This is a genomic window from Turicimonas sp. TL08 (genome assembly GCF_054660695.1).
In genome coordinates this window covers 89,739-107,154 of sequence record NZ_BAAGDP010000007.1, presented here as the reverse complement: position 1 = coordinate 107,154, position 17,416 = coordinate 89,739, and the positions used below count along the sequence as shown (strand labels likewise).

The following is a 17,416-nucleotide window of genomic DNA, read 5'->3' as shown; positions in this document are numbered from 1 at the left end:
ATCGAGGCGCTCTTTAGTCTCAAGACTATACATAAGAAATTTGGTAACGATTTAGACGTCAGACAGCTCAGAATAATTTTTTCTTGGTTTTGCGGCATTCTGAGCGCCTAGAATTTGTTACGTTTTCATAAAAATCTAAGGACACCGTGATTCAGCCTAATAAATATGCAGCCCTTGCTGCCGGCATAATCGCCGAAAAAGGGCTTCCTTGGAACGAAGCCAGAAGCGAAATACTTGAAAGTAATCCGCATCTTTCCACTTCTATGCTTCCGTCGGATGAACAAATCGAGACGGCACTAAGGGAACATTACGCAATTTTTGATCCGGAAGGACATAAAGAGCGTCTAAGGGAGCTTCGGTTGATGGCTCTAACGGTCATGAAGGAGTTAGAGCAATACTCTCCGCTTTTAACCAAAGGTGTTCTCAACGGATGCGCAGATAAATTCTCTAATATTTATATCGATCTGGCTGCGGACGATCCTAAAGAAGTAGAGTTATTCTTGTTGGATAGAAATATTGATTTTGAGTCTTATCCTGTGGAAGCAAGAACTAAAAGAGATCCGGTTGAAGAACTAGTTGTCGAAGCACCTTCATTGAGAAACGGTGTACTTCGCGATCAACACATCTCTGTCTGGGTAGTATTACGCGTCTACGACGCTCGCCAGCCAGGAAAGAAAAAGCAAAACAAACTTCCTGATCGATGGCAAATCGAAGAAGAAAGCTTCAAGTTTGCCACAATTGAAGATCTTGCAAAAATTCTCGATAAAACTAAATAACCGGAAGATTTTCTGCTTTTTTCGCTTATCTTCGCCGATCTTTACATATTTCTTTAGCGTTTTAATAAGGAACTTAAAGCCCCGTTCTCCCTCTAATCAATTCGTCAAGATAGATACAAATAGCCCGATTTCTTAATGTTTTTAGAGAAAGTTAAGTACTATACTTACGAAATGAATAACTCTAAGGGGAGCTAAGAGATTTTCTTCGAGTCTCCCTGAACGTGATGAACAAAATTTTGCTGCTTAACGGCCCCAATCTAAATCTTTTAGGCAGAAGAGAGCCTGAAAAATATGGATCTGTGACCCTAGAACAAATTGAGAACGAACTTAGTCAAAAATGTGCTTCTTACGATGTTGAGCTGATTTGCTATCAGAGCAACCACGAGGGAGACCTTGTTGACAAAATTCATCAAGCCGCCAGAGAAGAAGTCGACGCAGTCATCATCAATCCCGGCGCATACACTCACACAAGCATTGCTATTAGAGATGCCTTCTTGTCAGTCAACATTCCTTTTATAGAAGTCCATCTTACAAACATCTTTGCTAGAGAACCTTTTAGACATCATTCCTATCTGTCCGATATCGCTAGAGGATGCATTATCGGCTTAGGTTATAAAGGGTATCTGCTGGCGGCTGAATATTTAATTAATTCTAATTAGAGAAGAGGATCATCATGGATCTGCGTAAACTTAAAACACTTATTGATTTGGTACAGGCTTCAGGTGTTTCCGAGTTGGAAATTACTGAAGAAGGCGAAAAAGTCAGAATCGTCAACAAACCGGTATCTGTTGCTGCTCAACCAGCCGCAGTAGAAGTTCCTCAGCCAGTTTACAGACCGGCAGAGCCTGCAGCTGCACCTGCGGCCGCACCCTCTCCTGCTCCGAAGGCCGCTGCTCCGTCCGGAACTCAGGTAACAAGCCCGATGGTAGGCACTTTCTACCGCGCTCCTAGCCCCGGCGCTGATCCTTTCGTTCAGGTCGGTTCTCAGGTAAAGAAAGGCGACACCTTATGCATTATTGAAGCCATGAAGCTGCTTAACGAAATTGAAGCAGAAGTCAGCGGTACCGTAAAAGAAATTCTTGTTGATAATGCTCAGCCTGTTGAATTTGGACAAGCCCTCTTTGTTATTGAGTAACCATGTTTGGAAAAATCTTAATTGCCAACCGAGGTGAAATTGCCCTCAGAATTCAACGTGCTTGTAAAGAAATGGGCATTAAAACGGTGGTTGCTCATTCTTTGGCAGACACTGACGCCAAGTACGTTAGGCTTGCAGATGAGTCCGTCTGTATCGGACCGGCTCCCGTTCACCAAAGTTATTTGAATATCCCAGCTTTAATTAGTGCGGCTGAAGTCACCGACGCCGAGGCTATTCACCCGGGTTACGGCTTTCTTTCGGAAAATGCAGACTTCGCTGAACGCGTAGAATCCAGTGGGTTCGTATTTATAGGGCCTCGCCCGGAAACTATCCGTTTAATGGGTGATAAAGTTTCGGCCAAACAAGCCATGATTGAAGCCGGCGTTCCTTGCGTTCCGGGTTCGGGCGGTGCCCTTCCGGATGACCCGAAAGAAATTATTCGTCTGGCGCGTGAAGTCGGCTATCCGGTCATTATTAAAGCAGCCGGTGGCGGCGGCGGCCGAGGAATGAAAGTCGTTCACACCGAAGCCGCTCTAATTAATGCGGTCAATACCACAAGGCAAGAAGCTAAAGCCGCTTTCGGCAACGGCACCGTTTATCTGGAAAAATTCCTTGAAAATCCTCGTCACATCGAGATTCAAGTACTTTCAGACTCTTTCAGAAATGCTATCTGGCTTGGTGAAAGAGACTGTTCTATACAAAGACGCAATCAGAAAGTCATTGAAGAAGCTCCGGCTATCGGTATTCCTCGCCGTCAAATCGAAAAAATCGGCGAACGCTGCGTAGACGGCTGCAGAAAGATTGGCTATCGCGGTGCTGGTACCTTTGAATTCTTGTACGAGAACGGAGAGTTCTACTTCATCGAAATGAATACTCGCATTCAGGTTGAACATCCGGTCACAGAGTTAATTACAGGCGTGGATCTGGTCCAGGAGCAGATCAAAATTGCTGCCGGCGAACGTCTAAGCTATCGTCAAAGAGATATTCAAATCAGAGGCCATGCCATTGAATGCCGACTTAACGCTGAAGATCCGTTTAGATTCACACCGAGCCCCGGAAGAATCTCAACTTTCCATGCACCGGGAGGTCCCGGCATCCGTGTTGACTCCCACATTTACCCGGGATATTTTGTACCTCCGCACTACGATTCAATGATCGGCAAGCTGATCTCTTACGGCGACACACGTGAGCAAGCAATTGCACGCATGAGATGTGCTTTGTCCGAAACTGTCGTTGAAGGAATTTCTACAAATATTCCTCTTCACAGAGAAATGATGATTGACCAAACTTATTTAAAGGGCGGTCCCAGCATCCACTATCTGGAAGAAAAGCTCTCGCACATGAACCGTAAACACGCATAGGCTGCTAAATGCTCAAAGAATTTTCAATTTTGGTCGAAAAAGACGAAGCCGAAGAACTTTCGGATTTCTTAATGGACGAAGGTGTCTATTCAGTCAGTATCGAAGATGCCGATGCCGACAGCGAAGACGAGGCCCCGCTTTACGGTGAACCCGGTCTCGAGCCCGAAAGACTGGCTTGGAATCGTTCCAGATTGAAAATTCTTGTCCCGGCAGACTTTCCTATTGCGAAAGTTTTAAATAAATGCTGCGATGAACTGCACTTTAGAGTTCCGGAGATTGAGGCAGAAACCATTGTCCCGGATAACGATTGGGTACGCATTACGCAAGCTCAATTTTCTCCAACTCAAATCTCCGAAAAACTCTGGATTGTTCCGTCCTGGCATCAACCTCCCAATCCCAATGCAATCAATATCAGACTTGATCCGGGCGTTGCGTTCGGTACAGGGACTCATCCTACAACCCATCTTTGTCTTGAATGGCTGAGTTCGCATGATCTTTGCGGCCGCAGTGTTCTCGACTACGGCTGTGGTTCTGGAATTCTTGCCGTAGCAGCAAAGAAACTTGGTGCTGATATTGTTATGGGCACCGATATCGACCCGCAATCCATCGAAGCGGCTAAATACAATGCCGAGCAGAATGGAGTTGAGGCAGGTTTCTATCTCCCGTCCAAATTGCCTGATGAAAAATTTGATGTGGTGGTAGCTAATATTTTGAGCAACCCCCTCCGAATCTTGGCTCCTGCACTCATATCCCGCGTAAAAGACGGCGGATCCTTGGTTTTATCGGGTATATTAGAGAGACAAGCTGAAGAGCTAATGGAACTTTACAACGGGCTGTGTGCTACCCTGGATCTGAAGATTTGGAAAACTTCGGAAGGATGGGTGTGCTTAGCAGGACAAAAGAAATAACCGAGCGAGCAGAATATGGAGCCGAAAATCTCTGGCAATTCAAAAGGTCTTAGATTTCCTTATGAACCGAGTCTTTCTCAACCTTTAAAGCGAAAAGAAGACTTAATTCCGAGGATTGTGCCCGCTGAACTGAATTCTCCGGTTCCGACATCTGCCAAGACTGAAGCTCCAAAAATTTCTCCCTCTCCTACAGAATCCTCTTCTGCGGGTATCCCCACGGGCAGTCCCGCCGGACAAACTCCTCAGAATCCCGTTTCTTCAACCGCTGAGCCCTCTTCAGTTAAGCGCAAAGATCCTCGTGAAATGATGGCTGCGCTTTCCAAGGATTTAGAGGAACTCTCAACGCCTTTAAGCCAAAAGCCTAAAGCCGTCATGGAACCTCCCGATGAAAATCTAGAAGCTCCCGAAGAAGCTCCGACTCCATCTGGCGTTCTGAGATCAGTGATGCTTTTTATTTGCTTTATTGTGGTTTGCTTGTGCACCTGGCAAGTTGCCTTATTCTTGCAGCCAAGCATCATGCAACAGGATCCTCTTAACTCAATTTCTGAACGAAGCTGCAAGTTCTTCTATTGCCCTCCGATGAGGCCGTTGAGAATCCTGACTTCGGAAATGAATGCCACAGGACGAGATACATGGGACGTCTCACTCCAAGTACAAAATCAGGATATGAGAACCCAGAGACTTCCTCAGTTTCAAGTCACTTTGGTCAACACCAATAAGACTATCTTCCAAAAAACTTATCCGCCTTCTGAATACACAGTCATCCCGGATATGAAGAGCATTAAAGGGGGGCTCTCTGTCAAGATTCAAATTCCTGTTGTCTATTCAGAAGGAAGACCTTCGAACTTTATGGTTAAAGTCTTGGAATAGGCAGGTTGAACCGTAAATTCAAAGAAGATCAGTCTAGAAAACTTGATCCCCTTTTGTGTTTCAAAGCAAAATTTTTCTCTGCTTCAACAAATCTTGGGCTGAATCACCGAGCGCTTAGGCTCATAGATTTAAACTGAATCCAAACATTCGAGCCCTCCTGGAGACAGAGAGAATTTAAAGATTTGTTTGTCACCAAAGACAAAAATTTCTGGCCGTTACAGTCAATTTGAACCAAGCTATCTATATGATTATCTTCTTGCCGTATTTGCGTGACCTTACCCGGCAAGATATTTAAAATTGAGGTCGATTCAGGCTTTGCCGCGGTAATAGAAACGTCTTTAGCCAGCACCTGCAAACTTACTGAGTCTCCAACCTCTTCTCCACCGTCAGGGACGGTAATATCAAAGTTTTCAATTCTGACTGTCAACAAATTCCAGTGCGAGTCTTTGTCAGTTACTTTTCCGCGCAGAACCACTCCAAGTTTTCCTTCAAGCTTAACGGGAAGATCTACGTTTGATAAAACGCTTTGCAGAGAGCCGCTGGCTTTCAAAAGCCCTTTCTCAAGCACAATGATGTGATCGGCAAGTTTAACTACTTCATTTGCAGAATGAGTCACATAAAGCATTGGTATTTTGAGTTCTTCTTTAAGCTTTTCCAGCCAAGGAAGAATTTCAACCTTTCTAGCAAAGTCCAAAGAAGCTAGTGGCTCATCAAAGAGCATAACATGAGGATCCGTCGCAACGGCTCTGGCAATTGCCACTCTTTGCCGTTCTCCGCCCGAAAGCTGAGAAGGCATGCGGTTAAGCAAAGTTCGAATTCCTAACAATTCAATAGCGGTTTCCATTCTCTCTTTGGAGTTGGGACTTTTGCTTCTCTTGATAGCGAACTCTAAATTTTTTAATGCAGAGAGATGAGGGAAAAGAGAAGATTCTTGAAATACATAACCAAGCTGGCGCTGCCAAGTCGGTAAAAAGATATTTTTCTTGTCGTCCTGCCAGAGTTCATTGCCGACGTGAACATAACCATGTGCACGTTCGAGCCCGGCTACACATCTTAAAAATGTTGTCTTACCGGAACCCGACTCTCCAAAAACAACAGTAATTCCCTCTGTGGGGAATTTAACGCTGCAGTCAAGCTTAAAACCTTCTTTCCTTTCCAGGAATAAGTTCACTTCACTTGTACTTATTGTTTCCAACTTATTCTTCTCCTAGGTCAAGAAGCGATCGTTTTTTCTATTTAATAATGTTAGTCCGAGTAGAACAAAGAAACTAAATAAGACCATACCGCCAGCCAGCCAATGGGCCTTTGAGTATTCCATTGCTTCCACATAGCTGTAGATTTCTGTGGAAACAACTTGAGTTTTTCCGGGAACATTGCCCCCAATCATCAGAACAACGCCGAACTCGCCGATTGTGTGCGCAAAAGTAAGTAAAGAAGCAGTCACGAATCCAGGCTTCGCTAGTGGTAGAATCACATTGAAGAAAGTATCCCACGGCGTGGCCCGGAGTGTTGCAGCGACCTCCAGCGGCCTTTTGCCGATGGATTCGAACGCTCCCTGCAGCGGCTGCACAGCAAACGGCATCGAATATACGACGCTGCCGATTACAAGTCCCGGAAAAGTGAATGTCAGAAGCCCTACCCCTAAAGCTTCTGTCAATTTACCCAAAGGCCCATTTGGCCCCATGGCTACTAAAAGATAAAAACCTAATACACTGGGCGGTAAAACAAGAGGTAATGTCACCACTGAACTCACTGCGGATCTCAGCTTCGACTTTGTATTAGCGAGCCACCACGCCAGTGGCGTGGCAACAATTAAAAGAAACACTGTAGTTATGGCAGCTAGCTCTAGAGTTAGTTGGATAGGCAGTAATTCTTCAGCGGTAAACATCTAAAACTCTCTTACAGTCCGTATCCGTAGGACTCAATTAACTTCTTAGCTTGAGGATTGGTTTCAACGAACTTGAGGAAGTCAGCGACTTCTTTGTTGCCTTTACCCGGGTTCAAGACAACAACGTCCTGACGAATAGGCTGATACAAGTCAGTTGGAATAATCCAGCCCGATCCTGATGTCATCTTGCCGTCCTTGAATACTTGAGATAAAGCGACGAAACCAACCTGCGCGTTAGCTGTCTTGGCATACTGGAATGTCTTACCGATATTGTCCCCGGTTACAAATTTGGGTTCCGCTTTCTTCAGATTACCCCAAGCTGTCATTGTTTGATAAGCAGCCTCTCCGTATGGAGCTAACTTGGGGTTAGCAACGGCAATCTTCTTAACTTTGTCGGAAAGAATAAAGTTCTTATCTTCTTTTACGAAGTCAGGTGCAGCGCTCCACAAAACTAACTTACCGTACGCATATACCTTATTCGTACCTTCAGCACCCAAACCTTCCTTTACAATCTTAGCCGGGGTTTTTGCATCAGCGGCAAAAAGAACCTGATAAGGAGCACCGTTTTTTATCTGTGCGTAAAAGGCACCTGTTGCACCGTAGGAAGCTAGAATCTTGTTACCGGTTTCTTTTTCATACATAGCGGCCAATTCTTTCATAGGAGCTGTAAAGTTGGCAGCTACTGCGACATTAATGTCGGCAGCATTGGCTGAGGTTGAGAAGATAGCTGCTACAGCTAAAAGCAATAAACTATGTTTCATGATGCTCCTTTAAGAAATAATTATCTTGTCGTTATTCTAGATTAGAATAACGGTATTGTATACGTAAAATAATTAATTGGTAAAGATATGAACATCTTTGATGCCCTGGGGTTAGAGAGTGTAGATAAAAGAATAGATATTCTTCAGAGAATCGACAGTCTGGGAAGTATTTCTCAAGCAGCCCGTTCAGCCGGAATCAGCTATAAAGCCGCTTGGCAGGCAATTGAAACTCTAAGCAATCTTGCCGGCGAACCGCTGGTCGATAAAGCTGTCGGCGGCTCTTCAGGAGGCGGCGCAGTCTTGACACCTGCCGGAAGACTGGTACTTGAGGCATCCGCCTCTCTGAACAAAGTCCGCTCACAAATTTTGACTGATATTGAGAACGGTCAACATTCAAAACTTGCATCTCTAGCCGCCAGTACGCTCAAAATGAGCGTAAGAAATGTGATTCCTTGCGTGATTGAAGAAATTCACGGAGGTCTTTCCCAATCCAAGGTGGTTTTAAAAGTTGCTGAACAAGCATATCTAAAAGCCAGCATTACGACAGAAAGTCAGCAGCTGCTCGGTTTGAAGGTGGGAATGGCTGTACTAGCCTTGTTTAAGGCGACCGGAGCAAAAATTCTTGGCTCCCTTCCGGAGAGCTATGACAAGGAAGTATTAAAAGGCCAGGTTGCTCGCTTACCCCAAAAAGATAAAGGCGGTGAAGTTACTCTACGACTAGCCAATGGAATTAATGTTGTCGGTTTTGTGCATAGCCCGCATAACCTGACTATCGGTTCGGACGCCTATCTTGAAGTCGATCAAACAAATTTGATTATTGGCCTGATGTGATGACCCAAAAAGATTAACTCTAATTGGGGAGAACCCAAAATTTCTAGGGTTAGTTCCATATTTTTTTTATTTCTGCTTTTTATTTCTAATTATTTCTTAAGATAAACTTAGTTCATGCCGCTCTTTCGTATATTTCAGAACAAGCATGGAGCGACTCGACTCACCCTTAGAGTCAGAACATTTTGACTAACTAACAACAGCAAGGAAGAAGAATATGTCCTCTAGAAGTAAATGGGGAGTTTTTTGGCTCTTAGTTATTGGTATTGTTGTCGGTATCGTGATTTCTGCTTCCACCGTTTCCGTCGTACAGTGGGCAGGTTCCGATAAATTCTGTACTACATGGTGCCACTCCATGGACGGCGTAGCCTATGCATGGAAACAAGGCCAGCATGCCAGAACTCCGACAGGCGTGACAGCAGGCTGCTCTGACTGCCACCTTTTAAATGAAACAAATCATCCGTTGACCCCGATTGCTTATACTCAGCTTCTTTTCGCAAAAGCTGAAGCCGGTATGGTTTCTCTCATCGGCGAAATCAAGGGCAACTATTCCACACCGGAAAAATGGCTTGAAAGACGTAAAGTTACTGAAAAACGCGTTATCGATACCATGACCGGCAACAACTTCAAGAACTGCCGCGGCTGCCATAACTTGGAAGAAATGTATGATGCCAAGAAGCCGATGATTGCTCAGTTCCACAAGGGCTTTATCGACAAACCAACCAACTGCGTACAGTGCCACAATACGGCCGGCCATAACTACAAAGAAGTTGATGCTTACATCGCTGAAAACAAGAAGTTCCCTCCTCTTGAAGATGCATGGAAAGCCGCTGCTAAATAATTAACTGAAATGCAGGATAAGGCCTCTTCGGAGGCCTTTTGTCTGCCTGGACGTTTTCGACAGCAAAAAAATACCTCCTAGCTTTACAGATAGGAGGCTGTTCTCAAAAAAGAAAGATTAGTCTTTCATTTTCTTATTTGCGAAGAAGTTTTCTTTCTCGATCTTTGTTGTGAGAACTGTAAAGAGCTCATTCATCAAACCATCGATGACTTCTTCAGTCTCTTCGAAAACTTCCAAATTGAATTTCTGAAGCAGATCATGAGCTGCCTGCTTATCAGTTGCATACACGCTGGTGTATTCTTTTTCCATAGAAGACTGCTTTTCACTCATGGCAGCTTCATGCTCAGCAAATTTCTTCTGAACAATCGGTGCAAGTGTCGGGAAGTCTGTCATAACAAGCGTTTGGAGCTTACGGAACTTCCAATAGATAGACTTGTCGTCTGCATGATCAGTTCCTTCACCGAATGCAGCAGGAACTTGATCTAAACCTTGGTAGAAAGGCATGAAGCAAGAAAGGCAAGCCATACCGAACGCAACGTAAATCACATCGCCGATTTCTCTCGGCATCCATGGGCGAACTTGAAGAATATGAGCTTCATAAGTTCTGAATACGCTGATTGGTCTCCAAGGTTCGCTTCCGTTTAATCCAAAACTGTAAGGATCGTGAGCGTAACCTTCGAAGTGGTTGCGCATAATATCTTTCAGATTTTGAAGAGTAACGGGCTGTTCAGGCTTGAGATAAACATCAAAGTTTCTTCCGTCAGCAACTTTTTGCTCTAAAGACGGATTCAAAATCTTCTGCATTACCCAAACGCGCGGATCGTTATAAATACGATCTCTGTCATCGTTGCGAGTGTAAGCGGCAGCGAAATCAAACTTGCCTGACTTAGGATCGTAGAAGCCATGTTCTTCTGCGAAAGAAATCAATGTAGGAGAACCCATCATTGTGTCGTCTTTCGGATCAAAGAAGCGCAATCTGCCTTGGTTGCCGGATGCAAAGTAGACTTCGGCCGGAGTACGCTGAGCCATCCATTGATGACCAGTTCCGGTTTCGAGATACCAGACTTCTTTGTCATCGGCAAAACCCACACCGAAACCTTCTCCGGCACCTTGTGTTTCGATAATCTTGCCAAGAAGGGCCACTGCTTCGCGAGCTGTTTTGCAGCGTGGAAGAAGAACGTCAAGAATATCGTCTTCAGTAATGCCGGATTCCTTATTGTAGGGATCAATAGCTAAAGCATCATCACGAGCAAAGATAGATTCAGTGCCGGTGATGCCGAGACCTTCGGAGTTAAATCCTACTGCACCGTGCAGTCCTGTTTTCCAGTTAGGAACCGTTGTGTAGCTCATTGCCTGTCTTGGCAACGGATAAGAAAAGTCTGTGGCGCCATCGTAGTCCTTGGTGCGGTACATCGCACCTTCGGGATATTCTTTTGCCGGATGAATTACAAAATGTTGGGCCTTTAGAGCAGAGCTGTCAGCGCTTCTGGCCATCAGAAAAGAGCCGTCGTAACTGGCCTTTTCACCAACAATGACTGTTGTGCACATAGGAATCTCCGTTAAATATTTGAGAGGATTCTAGCTATTGAAAAATTATGAAGCTACATTTTTTAGTGATTATTTGTTTCTGGAGCTTAACCTCCAGAATTTCGATGTCTATTCCGATTTGTTAATTTCTGATAACTTCCTCGATATTAATTAGAATAATCGGACAGTTTTACGCGAGGATTTCAATGTCAAACAGACAAACGGTCGTTTACCGTAAAGATTACAAAGCACCTAACCACGATGTTGAAACGATTAATCTCGTTTTTGATTTAATTCCCGATAGAACAATCGTCACCTCTACCATGCATGTCGTCCCGAGAGAAGGCAGAGAAAGCGACGAATTTGAATTAAACGGTGAAAGTCTCCAGCTTGTCTCAATAAAAATTAACGGACAACCGAGCTTGACTAATCAGTATGCCATGAATGCCGGCAAATTGATTTTTCACTCAATTAAGGAACCCACCGATATCGAAATTGTTACTCGAATCAATCCCAAAGCTAACCTTGAGCTTTCAGGTCTGTACCTTTCGAATAACAACTTCATAACACAGTGCGAAGCAGAAGGCTTCAGACGCATCACTTACTTCCCTGATCGCCCGGACGTATTAGCGAAGTACACTGTGACTCTTCATGCTCCTAAAGAATGCAAAGTTCTTCTGTCCAACGGGAACCTTATAGATCAAGGAGTGCTTCCTGACGGGCGCAAATACGCAATCTGGCACGATCCTTTCCCGAAACCTTCTTATCTGTTCGCCCTGGTTGCCGGCAACTTCACCGTCAACGAAGACAAAATTGAACTCAATAACGACAAAACCGCTCTCCTGCAGATTTATACAGAACCGGGAAACGAGAATAAGACTGTCCACGCTATGGATTGTCTTAAAAAAGCAATCCGCTGGGATGAGGTCCGCTACGGCCTTACCTTAGACCTGGAACGCTTCATGATTGTTGCCACTAACGACTTCAACATGGGCGCAATGGAAAACAAGGGATTGAATATTTTCAATGCCAAATACGTTCTTGCCGATGACAGAGTTGCGACCGATTCTGATTACGCTGCCATTGAATCCGTTATCGGACATGAATACTTCCATAACTGGACCGGTGATCGCGTAACTTGCAGAGATTGGTTCCAATTATCTTTGAAAGAAGGCTTGACAGTTTTCAGAGAACAAGAGTTCGCAAGCGATATGCTGGGCTCTGAATCAGCAAAAGTCGTAAAGAGAATAAAAGACGTCCGAGCTTTGCGCACGGCTCAGTTCCCGGAAGACTCCGGTCCTATGGCCCACCCGATTCGTCCGGATTCCTACAGTGAAATTAACAACTTCTACACCATGACCGTTTACGAAAAAGGTGCAGAAGTTGTTCGTATGTATCAAACCATGTTCGGCAAGGAAGGTTTTAAGAAAGGACTTGCTGAATACCTGCGCAGATACGACGGTTCTGCCGCCACTTGTGACGACTTCCGAACTGCGATGGCAGAAGCCAACGACGCTGATCTTTCTCAGTTCGCTCTTTGGTATTCTCAAGCCGGTACTCCTCGCGTCTCGGTGAAGACTCAATGGGACGAAGGCAAAAAGACCTTTACTATTACCGCGAGACAGTCCAACCGTACCCTACCCGGTCAACCGAAACCACAGCCCCTGATGATTCCTTTAGCTATCGGAGTCCTCAATGACAAAGGCGAGGATATTCCTTTGCAGCTCGAAGGTGAACCGCTGCCCGTCGGAACTACACGTGTCCTTCTTTTAAATCAAGACGTACAAACATGGACTTTGGTCAATGTGGACAGAAGACCACTTCTGTCTTTAGGCAGAGGCTTCTCTGCTCCCGTCATCTTTGACATGGATTTAACCAGAGATCAACTAGTCTTCTTAGCCAAAAACGACTCGGATCTGTTTAACCGGGCTGAAGCCTTTGAGAAGCTTTCTATTTTAGCTATCGACGCCTTCATCCAAGAATTAAGAAAAACTCAAAATGCGAATTCTCTTTCTCCAATGGAAGCTTATTTAGCAACTTTTGAAGAAATTCTTAACGATGAAAGATTGTCCCCCGCTTACCGAGCAGAAATTTTAAAGCTGCCTAGCGAACAAGCCATTTATGAAAGCCAAATCATTATTGAACCGGCTTTAATTCGTGCGGCTTGTCAGGCGATGCAAAAGAAGATTGGGCAAAGACTCAAGACCAGCTTTGAGGATAAGGTAAAAACCTGCACAACCGAGGGAATATACAAATATGATCCCGATCTCGCCGGAAAACGAGCTTTGAAGTTCCTTTCCTTATCCTATCTTGTCGCCTCCGGTAATCCGAAGGGGGTTCAGCAAACCCGCAACTTCTTTGAAAAAGGGAACAACATTACGGACAAACTAGGCGCCTTAAGCATAGCTGTACACTCCGGTCTTCCCATTCGTCAAGAAATGCTCAACAAGAGTTCTATCGCATGGGCAACAGAGCCTCTCCTAATTAACAAATGGCTCGAAGTTCAAGCCTTAGCGACCTCGGTTCACGGAGAGATGCCGGTTGTGAACAAAATCCGCTCTTTGATGATGGATCCTCTTTTCTCCATTAAGAATCCGAATAACGTCTATTCGCTGTTAAGAACTTTCTTTGCCAAAGGCGGTCCTGAATTCCATACTCTTGACGGCAGCGGTTATCAGCTCTGGATTGAAACTGTTCTTAATATCGACAGTTTTAACCCGCAGGTCTCTGCCCGCTTGGCCAGAACACTAGAAAATTGGAGAAGGTATGAGCCGAGACTGTCTTCAATGATGTACAAAGCATTAAGATACGTAAGTCAACAAAAGAATCTCTCAGCAGATCTCAGAGAGATTGTGGATAAAGCTATTAACGAACCCATTTAATCGGAGAAGTGTTGTGTCTATTACTCTTTCTCAATATCTAACAACTGCCGTTCAAAACAATTTGATTGACAGCGAATTATCCGCATTAATCAGTGCCGTTGCTCAGTTAAGCAAAGACATCAACGATAAAGTTACTCATGGTGCGCTGGCCGGCGTTTTGGGAATGGCCGGTACTGACAACGTCCAAGGAGAGCATCAAAAGAAATTGGACGTTATTTCCAACAAGATCTTTGTTTCCGGAGTTGAATGGACCGGTTCCGTTGCCGGTATGGCTAGCGAAGAGATGGATGACTGCCTTGTCACTCCTCCTCAGTTCAAGAAGGGCAAATACCTCATTACCTTTGACCCTCTCGACGGCTCCAGCAATATCGACATTAATGCTCCTATCGGAACAATCTTCTCAATCACAAAGGCTCCGGAAGGTGAAATCACGAACGAAAGTTTTCTGATTCCGGGACGACAGCAAGTTGCTGCGGGCTACGTCATGTATTCTCCGCAAACTATCTTGACATTCTCGTTCGGCAAAGGAGTCGTCATGTTCACTTTAAACATGAATACCGGCGACTATATCCTTACCAAAGAAAACGTCCAAATCCCAGCGACTACGGAAGAATTTGCAATCAATATGTCCAACATGCGTCATTGGGCGGCTCCGGTCAAAGAATACGTTAAAGACTTATTGGCAGGAAAAGACGGACCTTTGGGTAAAAACTACAATATGCGCTGGGTTGCCGCCATGGTTGCGGAAGTCCACCGTGTTCTTTGCCGCGGCGGCATTTTTATGTATCCATGGGACAACAGAAAGCCCGAGCAGCCCGGTAAGCTTCGTCTTATGTATGAAGCTAATCCAATGTCATTCTTAATTGAACAAGCCGGCGGAGCTGCTTCCACCGGTAAAGGCGCTATTCTTGATCTTCAACCGGAAAAACTTCATCAACGCGTACCGGTATTCTTAGGAGCTAAAGAAGAAGTAACTCGCGTTGAGGAATATCACAAAAAATTCTAATTAACTCAAAACGTTAAAGGCCGGTTTTAACCGGCCTTCCTTTTGCACTGCCCAGAATTATTGCTCTGTCTGCGGTGCGGGGGCGCTCTTAGAAGACGCCGTAACTTGTTTAACGTCGATCAATACTTTAGTGATCTTGTCATCCATCGTATCCAAAGCCGTTGTAATGTTCTTACTTAAATCTTGATTGCTTTGCTCATTATTCTTGAGTGCTTCCTTGAAAGATTCAAGTAAATTAGTTTGTTCCTGCATAATTCTCTTTTCAGAGGCTTCCAAGATTGCAGTTTGACTGTCAACGAGCTTCTGCCATTTAGCATCAAATTCAGATTTAACGTTAGTAAGGCGAGAGTCTTCAGCATTAGCTGCCAACTTTCTCTGAGCTTCTAACTCTTTGGCCATCTTATTTGCTGTAGTTAATGCTGTGGCTTGCTGCTTGACCAGACCATAGCAAACAACGAGAAACAGGATACCGAACCAGACTAAAAGCATCATCCCGAGAGGGGCTTGGGCTTTGGTAAATACCATATTGACTTCAGTCGGACTGCATACTGCGTCCCAATTCAGGAACACGAAGCCTGCTCCTAATAAAAGCAGAACTAAAAGTACAAGATAGCGCATGTAATTTCCTTTAATTTGTATCTATTATTGCAAGTTTAAACAATTTAGGAGAAGTCATGGAAACTTCCTATCAGTGGGAGGATAATTGAGACACTTTTATGGGAGTTCTAAATGAAGACAGATCCGAGATTTCCTAACCTTTATATAGTCGATCATCCACTCATCCAACATAAACTCAGCACAATGCGTCAAAAAGGTACACCATCTAATACCTTCAGACAGCTTCTTCGAGAAATATCTTACCTTTTAGGTTATGAAGTAACCCGAGATCTTCCGTTAGAAACTCGTGAAATTGAGACTCCTTTGTGCAAATGCAAGACAAATTACCTTTCCGGTAAAAAACTTGTTATCGTTCCGGTTCTCAGAGCCGGACTTGGTATGAGTGACGGACTTTTAGATTTAATGCCGTCTGCGCGTATCGGCCATATCGGGATGTACCGCGGGCCTGACCATCGTCCTGTTGAATATTTAGTTAAGCTCCCTTCCAATTTGAAGAATAGAAAGATCCTGGTTGTCGATCCGATGCTTGCCACCGGATACTCTGCAGTCGCAGCAGTGGATGTTCTTCTCAAACGCGGTGTTAAGGCAAAAGATATTGTTTTCGTAGCCTTGGTTGCAGCTCCTGAAGGAGTCCAGACATTCCAAGAAAAACATCCCGATATCAAGGTCTATGTCGCCTCCCTTGACGATCATTTGAATGAAGATGCCTACATTGTTCCAGGTTTAGGTGATGCCGGAGATAGAATATTTGGCACCAAATAGGTGCATAAGTAGATATAAATAGGATAAAACCCTTAAATTTTTACTTAATTTTCAAAATATCGATTGAAAGTCGCTTTCTTTCGATATTTTTTTATTCCTTAAAGGAAGATTAAAGAGCAAGATCCTTTTCAGTTAAATTGCTTTATTAATTGAACTAAGGTTTTACTATGGCCGACGATTTTAAGGACATCTCCCATTTATATAAGGTCACTCCAACCGCCAAAACAATTATTGACGGTGTAGATTTGACAGAAACTCAGCACAAGTCTCATGCCTATGCATGGGTTGACGTGCTTCAGAGCGGAACAGGCTTGATTCTTGGTTTGTTCCTCTTCTGCCACATGGCTTTCACAAGCTCCATCCTTCTTGGTAAAGACACCTTCTGGAATTTAGTTTCCTTGACAGGCGGCTACTTTATCGACGGTGTTGATCACCTCTGGATGCACTCCTTGTTTGTTGGAGTTATTTTCGTATTAGTGGTTATCCACGCTATCACTGCTCTTCGCAAATTCCCATCCAACTACAAAGCCCTCCGCACTATGCGCGGCCACGTTAAACTTCTCCGCCACGGTGATACAACTTGGTGGTGGTTCCAGTTCTTGACTGGTGTTGTTCTTACAGCTTTGGTTTTCCCGCACATGCTCCCAATGCTTATGAACCCGGGCGAAATCGGACCATACGGCTCCGGCCTCGAAGTTTACAATTCCTGGTTGTGGGTTGTTTACTTGTTCCTCATCGTTACTGAAGTTCACGGCATGATCGGTTTGTACCGTCTCTGCATGAAGTGGTGCGGTCCTTCCAACGCTACACGTGTTCTCCTCCGCAAGATTACAATCGGCTTGATCATCTTCATGATTGCCCTCGGAAGCTTCACAATCATGGGTTACTACAATGCTGGTAAGGAAGCTGCAGAACTTGGTAAGACACACTTTGTTCCTGGCTATCTCCAGACACCTCAGACTCAGCCGTACCCATCTTGGTGGCCTGACAGACTCAAAGGTATCTCTCACTAATCAGTAGTATAGATATCGCAAGGAGGCTGGTAATCCAGCCTCTTTTTTATGCCGTTTTTGAAGCGCAGAAAAACTTTCTCATCGAGAGAATCACAAGTCTTTCTTCCCCTCGAAAAATCGCTATTGACGTTAGCGAATTTATATTTGATTGAGTTTTCCATTAAGAAAGGTATAAGCCTAAACCTTGGAGATATATCTTAAAGATCGTCTTCTGCATTGACTTTGAAAATTAGACCTCTC

The 17,416-nt window shown here is 44.4% G+C and carries 17 protein-coding genes; 12 read left to right on the top strand and 5 right to left on the bottom strand.

Annotation, left to right across the window (positions count from 1 at the left end; translation table 11 throughout):
- The first annotated feature begins 146 nt into the window (after positions 1 to 146).
- The 6 genes from ACYQ4O_RS05285 (at position 147) to ACYQ4O_RS05260 (ending at position 5,050) form a co-directional block, all read left to right on the top strand.
- A complete protein-coding gene (locus ACYQ4O_RS05285) occupies positions 147 to 776 on the top strand; it encodes a hypothetical protein (protein WP_460174975.1) in 630 nt (209 codons plus the stop codon).
- A 224-nt stretch (positions 777 to 1,000) separates the two neighbouring features.
- Positions 1,001 to 1,435 carry a type II 3-dehydroquinate dehydratase gene (aroQ, locus tag ACYQ4O_RS05280; protein WP_308513019.1) on the top strand — a complete coding sequence of 145 codons (435 nt, stop codon included), beginning with the start codon at positions 1,001 to 1,003 and terminating at the stop codon, positions 1,433 to 1,435.
- A gap of 14 nt (positions 1,436 to 1,449) precedes the next feature.
- On the top strand, positions 1,450 to 1,911 hold the full coding sequence (gene accB, locus ACYQ4O_RS05275; protein ID WP_308513020.1) for an acetyl-CoA carboxylase biotin carboxyl carrier protein: 462 nt from the start codon (positions 1,450 to 1,452) through the stop codon (positions 1,909 to 1,911).
- A gap of 2 nt (positions 1,912 to 1,913) precedes the next feature.
- Positions 1,914 to 3,272: an acetyl-CoA carboxylase biotin carboxylase subunit gene (gene accC / locus ACYQ4O_RS05270; RefSeq protein ID WP_066593795.1), complete on the top strand. Its 1,359-nt coding sequence runs from the start codon at positions 1,914 to 1,916 to the stop codon at positions 3,270 to 3,272.
- A gap of 8 nt (positions 3,273 to 3,280) precedes the next feature.
- The gene (prmA, locus tag ACYQ4O_RS05265) at positions 3,281 to 4,180 is read left to right on the top strand and encodes a 50S ribosomal protein L11 methyltransferase (RefSeq protein WP_308513021.1); all 900 of its coding nucleotides are present in this window, start codon (positions 3,281 to 3,283) and stop codon (positions 4,178 to 4,180) included.
- Between the two features lie 117 nt (positions 4,181 to 4,297).
- A complete protein-coding gene (locus tag ACYQ4O_RS05260) occupies positions 4,298 to 5,050 on the top strand; it encodes a DUF3426 domain-containing protein (RefSeq protein ID WP_460174974.1) in 753 nt (250 codons plus the stop codon).
- Positions 5,051 to 5,153: 103 nt separating this feature from the next.
- Here the strand turns inward: ACYQ4O_RS05260 and modC are convergent, their stop codons facing one another.
- Genes modC through modA form a run of 3 tightly spaced genes read right to left on the bottom strand, consistent with a single transcriptional unit; the run spans position 5,154 to position 7,699 of the window.
- Positions 5,154 to 6,245: a molybdenum ABC transporter ATP-binding protein gene (gene modC / locus ACYQ4O_RS05255; protein ID WP_308513024.1), complete on the bottom strand. Its 1,092-nt coding sequence runs from the start codon at positions 6,243 to 6,245 to the stop codon at positions 5,154 to 5,156.
- Between the two features lie 12 nt (positions 6,246 to 6,257).
- On the bottom strand, positions 6,258 to 6,938 hold the full coding sequence (modB, locus tag ACYQ4O_RS05250) for a molybdate ABC transporter permease subunit (RefSeq protein WP_282164065.1): 681 nt from the start codon (positions 6,936 to 6,938) through the stop codon (positions 6,258 to 6,260).
- An 11-nt stretch (positions 6,939 to 6,949) separates the two neighbouring features.
- Positions 6,950 to 7,699, bottom strand: coding sequence for a molybdate ABC transporter substrate-binding protein (gene modA, locus ACYQ4O_RS05245; RefSeq protein ID WP_460174973.1), 750 nt, complete (start codon positions 7,697 to 7,699; stop codon positions 6,950 to 6,952).
- A gap of 87 nt (positions 7,700 to 7,786) precedes the next feature.
- Between modA and ACYQ4O_RS05240 the strand changes: the two genes are divergently transcribed.
- Together ACYQ4O_RS05240 and ACYQ4O_RS05235 are read left to right on the top strand one after the other, a co-directional pair.
- A complete protein-coding gene (locus ACYQ4O_RS05240) occupies positions 7,787 to 8,530 on the top strand; it encodes a TOBE domain-containing protein (RefSeq protein WP_460174972.1) in 744 nt (247 codons plus the stop codon).
- 214 nt (positions 8,531 to 8,744) lie between these two features.
- Positions 8,745 to 9,368: a cytochrome c3 family protein gene (locus tag ACYQ4O_RS05235; protein WP_460174971.1), complete on the top strand. Its 624-nt coding sequence runs from the start codon at positions 8,745 to 8,747 to the stop codon at positions 9,366 to 9,368.
- 117 nt (positions 9,369 to 9,485) lie between these two features.
- Here ACYQ4O_RS05235 and ACYQ4O_RS05230 read toward each other — a convergent pair whose 3' ends face one another.
- Complete coding sequence (locus tag ACYQ4O_RS05230; RefSeq protein WP_460174970.1) at positions 9,486 to 10,916, bottom strand: C69 family dipeptidase; 1,431 nt, start codon at positions 10,914 to 10,916, stop codon at positions 9,486 to 9,488.
- Positions 10,917 to 11,101: 185 nt separating this feature from the next.
- Between ACYQ4O_RS05230 and pepN the strand changes: the two genes are divergently transcribed.
- Positions 11,102 to 13,777, top strand: coding sequence for an aminopeptidase N (pepN, locus tag ACYQ4O_RS05225; RefSeq protein WP_460174969.1), 2,676 nt, complete (start codon positions 11,102 to 11,104; stop codon positions 13,775 to 13,777).
- Between the two features lie 13 nt (positions 13,778 to 13,790).
- Positions 13,791 to 14,783: a class 1 fructose-bisphosphatase gene (locus ACYQ4O_RS05220; protein WP_460174968.1), complete on the top strand. Its 993-nt coding sequence runs from the start codon at positions 13,791 to 13,793 to the stop codon at positions 14,781 to 14,783.
- A 57-nt stretch (positions 14,784 to 14,840) separates the two neighbouring features.
- Here ACYQ4O_RS05220 and ACYQ4O_RS05215 read toward each other — a convergent pair whose 3' ends face one another.
- On the bottom strand, positions 14,841 to 15,401 hold the full coding sequence (locus ACYQ4O_RS05215; protein WP_460174967.1) for a LapA family protein: 561 nt from the start codon (positions 15,399 to 15,401) through the stop codon (positions 14,841 to 14,843).
- Between the two features lie 111 nt (positions 15,402 to 15,512).
- On the opposite strand from ACYQ4O_RS05215, the gene upp reads away from it, so the two are divergent.
- Positions 15,513 to 16,163, top strand: coding sequence for a uracil phosphoribosyltransferase (upp, locus tag ACYQ4O_RS05210; RefSeq protein ID WP_308513032.1), 651 nt, complete (start codon positions 15,513 to 15,515; stop codon positions 16,161 to 16,163).
- Positions 16,164 to 16,330: 167 nt separating this feature from the next.
- The gene (locus tag ACYQ4O_RS05205; protein WP_277029977.1) at positions 16,331 to 17,176 is read left to right on the top strand and encodes a fumarate reductase cytochrome b subunit; all 846 of its coding nucleotides are present in this window, start codon (positions 16,331 to 16,333) and stop codon (positions 17,174 to 17,176) included.
- The last annotated feature ends 240 nt before the right edge of the window (positions 17,177 to 17,416 follow it).